Below are 5,145 nucleotides of genomic sequence, written 5' to 3'. Positions count from 1 at the left end.
GCAGTTTTTTTGAAAGCGGGTAGACAGTGGGGGGCGAGTCCATACATAGCAGCTGCCGAGCCTGCGAGGCTGCGTTCGGCTCCGGGGTCGCGCTCGACCGAAGCAGTCGTAAATTCAGGCACTGAGGTGTTTCAGTTAAACCTCGTGTTCAGGTTTTACTCGACAGCGCCTACAAGGGTTTTGCATACCTCTGTAGGAGCTGTCGAGTGAAACGAGGCTGCGATCTTTTGATCTTTTGCCAGCCTGTGAATCTTTGGGGTGGTGATGGCTCGCAAACCTTTCCAGGCTCTGCCCGCCAACGCTTCCGACATCTAAAAGATTGCCAGCCTGCTCGATGCTTATCGAGGCTTCCCTGAATTCAATACACTTGATCACCTGCGGCATGAAGCCGGCTAACGATAATTTCGTTGTCTTGGGTAAGTGTCTGTTTCAAGCTTCGACCGGTGTATTTCAGCACCTGACCGTCTTGCGAATACGCGACCTCAATATGACCGCCCCCAAAAAAATCTATGCGGTATATCCGTGCCTTATTCACAGTTCGCACTGCAAATGACTCGACGTCGGACAAATCCAGAATTCCTACTGATTTGGGGACAAGATTTTCAATGGTCACGTTACCGTCAATCAGGTTCATCGTTGCCCCGTCCGGACGCGTGAGCCTCATACCGCCTTCAATTTTTTCCACGAAGCTGCCATGAGAATGAGCTTCAATAAAATTCCCCTGGCTGTCTAACTGAACAATGCTTTTACCCTTTACTTCAGCTTCTGGGGGCGTTGGGTCAAACGCTATCGTTATGTCGTCGCTTTCAAACTTGCTCATTGTGTTGCTCCCTTTAAATAAAGTGCACTGACGTTCGATTCGTCGTATTCGATCAACACCACACCTAACGAAAAGATCAGGCAGTTTTAAGCTTCACCAAGAAGCCTCCATTCAACCTTTTCTTCTTCGATGGCCACTCGATCGGCCAGCAGAAATCGGCTGTGATGATGCTTGACGTTCAAAGTCGGCATGATCTCGCCCTTCTCGAAACGCCGAGGCTCGCCGTTTTCCAAGTACGAGCAAGATTGGCCGACGATACGTTCCGCCTGCCAGTAACCGGTATGGGTGCAGGCTTGGCCGCTGTTGCAGCTCGGTCTTTTGATGGCGTCGATCTTTATAAAGGCCGAGGAGCCTGGCATGGGCCGGCCGGTGGCAGGGTCCAGGACTTTGGCCTTGGCCAGCTGATGAATCAGTGCTTCGCTGGGCTTTTCTGGCGAAATATTGGCCAGGCGTTCTTCGAGCCATTGGAGCTTGCCGTCCCAAGCGGGCAGTTTGGCGGGTGGCAACGGGACGATCTCGTTGATCTCGGGGACTTTGGGGTTGGCGTAGGAGTAGTCCGAGAGGATTTTCCAGATTTTGTTGTAGCGATCGGCGCGTTCGAGGTCTTCGGGTTGACCGAGGTAATTCAGATGATCGATTGCGTCCGGCCCGCGGAACCCATCATCTAGCCGACCAGCCGCGTTCTCATCACCTGCAGCGACACCTTCTTGAAAAATCTCCAGAGCTTCTTTGTACTTTCCTCTGTTCTTAAAGTGGACGCCCAAGACGACGGCTGCTTTACCGTGACCTTGTTCAGCTGCGCAATGGCGCAACTTCCGCGCAACATCCGGGGCAACATCGATCGGTGCTAATTTATCGGCGATATATGCCTGAGCTTGCGCGCTACCTTGATCGGCGGCGTTGCGGTAGTAACGCAACGCCGTTTCGTGATCTTTCTGCAGACCTGCCGAACCGTTCTGCAGGAAAATGCCGACAAAGTAATAACCCGTTGCCACTCCCGCGTTGATCAGTTGCTCACTCATGCGCAAGTGCTCTTCCCCACGGAGTCTGAAATACCCACGCATCGAACCGTTCTGCAAATTGATATTGGCCTTGAAGTGACCGTTCTCACTGGCGATGCGGTACAAGCGTTCAATCTCTGCATCGACAGCCTTGTCCTGTTTGAGTTGATTGTTCTTTTGTAACCAGCGTGCGTATTTAAACAGCACATCGGCCTCGGCAGAGGCCGCAGGAATCTGCTCGTGCATACACTTGAAAGCCATATTGGCTTTGGCTTCAGTTAAAGGGTTCAAGGGCGTTTCCTTGGTGGAAGTAGAAGTAGGATTACTGGTATCGCAGGCGACAAGCAGCAGGTATGACAGCAACAAGATCCGGCGCATCAGTCGAGGTCCGACAGGTCGGATTCGCCGAAATAGAACTCAACGAGTGGAGCACAGGGCACGTCCTTGTCTTCTTGGAAGACTTTGTTGTCATCAATGATCTTCTGCCAAGCCTTGAAGGCAGATTCAGGGTTGTCCTGCACTCCTTTTTTATCCGTATGCATCTCCCACAACCGCCGCCGCAACGCCTCCGTCACGCTCGCCCACTCATGCGCAATGTTCAGCTCACTATCCACCTGCATGCTGCGAGTGTTGATGTTCGCCGAGCCATGCGTGGTGAACACGTCATCGACGATCATCAACTTGGAATGGATGTACACCGGCATCCAGGGCTGACCGGCCGGCGAATCGGGCGCGACCAGCGAGCACACGTGAACTTTCAGGCCAGGTAACTCCGGGGGAGTAACGAAAGCATCTCTTTCGGTCTCCTTGATTTGTGTTTCGAGCGAAGTTTGCCGCCAACTGTTTTGCCAGGCTTCATCACGTGCTTCCTTGGCCTTCTCGCTGAGATCGGTCCCACCCAATGCGTCGGTTAGGGTCGTCAAGGTGACCAAGGCGTGCTGTTCCAGGCGTTCAACCAGACTGGACTCCAACGCAGCGGCGTCTGCTTTTTCCTTTTCAATACGCCGTAACTCGGTGATCTTTGGCATGGTCTGACCACGCCCAAGGCTTTCGAGCATGCGCTGGGTGTTCACGGTGCCGGAGCCTATGCCGGCCTTGCTTGCATTGGTGATCACAAACAGGTGCAAGTAGCCATGAATGGCAGGGTCGCGCCCGGCCTTGGTCTGGCCGGCGGCGACGGCCTTGATCAGTTCGGCCAAGGGCGGCCAGCGGAAGTACTGGTTCTCGATGTAGATGAACTGGCTCGCGTTGTTGACGGCTTGCAGGTAAAGCTTTTCGATGTCGCGTTTGCCCTCCTGAGCTTGGGTGCGAAGGATCTGCGCCAGCTGCCGGGTGGCTTGCGGGGTACATTGCAGTTGCGGCCCGACAGATTTGGCTTGGCGTAAATCGAGCAAGTCCTCGCCGGTTTCCTTGCGCCAGGCGCTGGCGAAGTTGTGGTGCAGGTGTTCCAGAATCGGCCCACTGACCTGACTTGAAATGTCCTGACGTGGCGTATCACCGCGCGGGCCCTTATCGGGTGCGGGCTTGGCGTCCTTGTCACGGTTCAGTGCCGAATGCGCATCGGTGTCCCAGTACTCGTCAAGCATGTTGTGACCCATCACAAAACCGACGGCGCGGTCCGGCAATTCATAATCGACGAGCACTGTTTTTTGATGATGGGTCGCTGTCGCCGTCAGGATGAATTGCGTCGTGGCGCTGACCTGCGGGTCGAGACTTTTGTACATCGCTTGGTGGGCTATTTCGGCCCGTTCAAACATACTGAAACCGCGACTGACAAACACTGGTGTGCCGCGAGCGGCCTGAAACCCAACGGCCATGTAGTCGGCCACCGCGCAGTTGGCAAACCACTGGCGGTCATAGGCATATTGATCATCCGTGGAGGGTTGCATCTCCCGGTCGTAGTATCGGAAGGGGCCTTTGCCGGGCAGGTTGGCTTCTCCTGCTTTGCCTGCGGTGTTGTAGGGCATTTCCCAGCCCAGTATTCGCACCTTGACACCTTCGCGAGCCATGGCGATCAGCAAATCACCGATACACGGCGACAGGCCGTCGCGGATGAAATACATCGACGGCTGGAAACCCCAGCAGATGATGTCGACAGTTGCCTTGGCTTGTGAAATGGCCTTGTGTACCGCTAGAAAGGTTTCCTCCCCATTGATCAATGGTTGATAGGTCGCCAAGGCGGGCGGGTATTCGGTGTCCCGCACATACCAGGGCGGGGTACAGGTCACCTCCTGGGTGTGCTGGAGTGCGACCGGTGTGACTATCTCGTACTGGCTCATGGTGTTTTCTCTTCCTGATCACTGATGCCTTCCATCAACGAGGCATACAGGCCTCGATGATCCGTGTGCGATGCCGGTTGGCTCACCTCGGCATTAGCTTGCGCGGAGTGGTTGTGCAGGCCTCGATTGGCAAGGTGCGCTTGTTCGGCGTTGCAGTAATCGGTAGGCACGGGGACCTGGTAGCTCACACCGTTGGCCATGACCAACCGGTAACCCCGTGTCACCACCTGATGATCGATCAGCAACTGCCCCGAAGCGTCCAGCACGCCTCGCTGGAGCTCGGCACCATCGGCGTATAGCGTGTAGGGCATGCCCGCCCAAACTTGGCGGTTCGCATTCGGCGCTTGTGATACGTTGAATCGCAGCGTTTGTCTGGACAGGCTTTTCGGGTAGTCCGGATGCGCAGCAGTCAGGCTGGCCGGGCCGCTGTAGGCGAAATGCACCGACTTGACCTTGTAATCCCCCACCGTGCCCGACTCGATGCCGCAATGGTCCATCGTGATGTAGCTTCCCCCGGCATTGAGGGTGATTTTTTTCTTGGCGGTGATGCGGATTTCGTCTTCGGTGCTGGTGATGTCCAGACCGTGCCGCGCCATCAATTCCAGCGTGTCGTTCTGTGCCTGCACACGGACCGGACCTTGATTGGCGATCAGCTTGATGCCGAGCTTGCGCACGAACAGGCTCAGCCCCTGCCCCACGCCGATGAACAGGCGCTTGACCACGCTGAGGTCGGCCTCGCCACCGGCGTTGAGCATCAGGTTATTTTGCGCCGCCAGTTGCAGATGATTGCCACTGCTGAGGGCGATGCCTTGCGGTGCGCTCAGCAGCAGGACGGACGACTTGAGCTGCTCCAGGTCCTGGCGCAGCAGCTTGATTTGTGTGGCCACATCCGCCGGTTCCGCGTGGGCGGCCTGGGCGTCGACGGAGAGTTTTTGCAGTTGTTCGCCGGCCTGTTGCAGGCGGTCGATCGCAGCACTCATGTCGAGCTGCTCACCCTGAGCCTTGGGCTGTCCATCAGCACTGATAAAGATCCCTTTACCCGCGC

General features: G+C 55.9%; 4 protein-coding genes. All 4 read right to left on the bottom strand.

Annotation, left to right across the window (positions count from 1 at the left end; all coding sequences use genetic code 11):
- Positions 1-358 precede the first annotated feature (358 nt).
- On the bottom strand, positions 359-820 hold the full coding sequence (locus AC3ZVB_RS29165) for a hypothetical protein (protein WP_162440148.1): 462 nt from the start codon (positions 818-820) through the stop codon (positions 359-361).
- Between the two features lie 86 nt (positions 821-906).
- Positions 907-2,199: an SEL1-like repeat protein gene (locus tag AC3ZVB_RS29160; RefSeq protein WP_162440147.1), complete on the bottom strand. Its 1,293-nt coding sequence runs from the start codon at positions 2,197-2,199 to the stop codon at positions 907-909.
- Positions 2,199-4,100, bottom strand: coding sequence for a phospholipase D-like domain-containing protein (locus AC3ZVB_RS29155; protein WP_162440146.1), 1,902 nt, complete (start codon positions 4,098-4,100; stop codon positions 2,199-2,201). Before AC3ZVB_RS29155 ends, AC3ZVB_RS29160 begins: the two co-directional genes overlap by 1 nt.
- Positions 4,097-5,145: DUF2345 domain-containing protein (locus AC3ZVB_RS29150; RefSeq protein ID WP_490148499.1), on the bottom strand; the 1,049-nt coding region annotated here is incomplete at its 5' end. The genes AC3ZVB_RS29155 and AC3ZVB_RS29150, both read right to left, overlap by 4 nt.

The sequence above is a fragment of the Pseudomonas sp. MDV22-iso1 genome (genome assembly GCF_058145095.1).
This window is presented reverse-complemented; position numbering and strand designations above follow the sequence as displayed.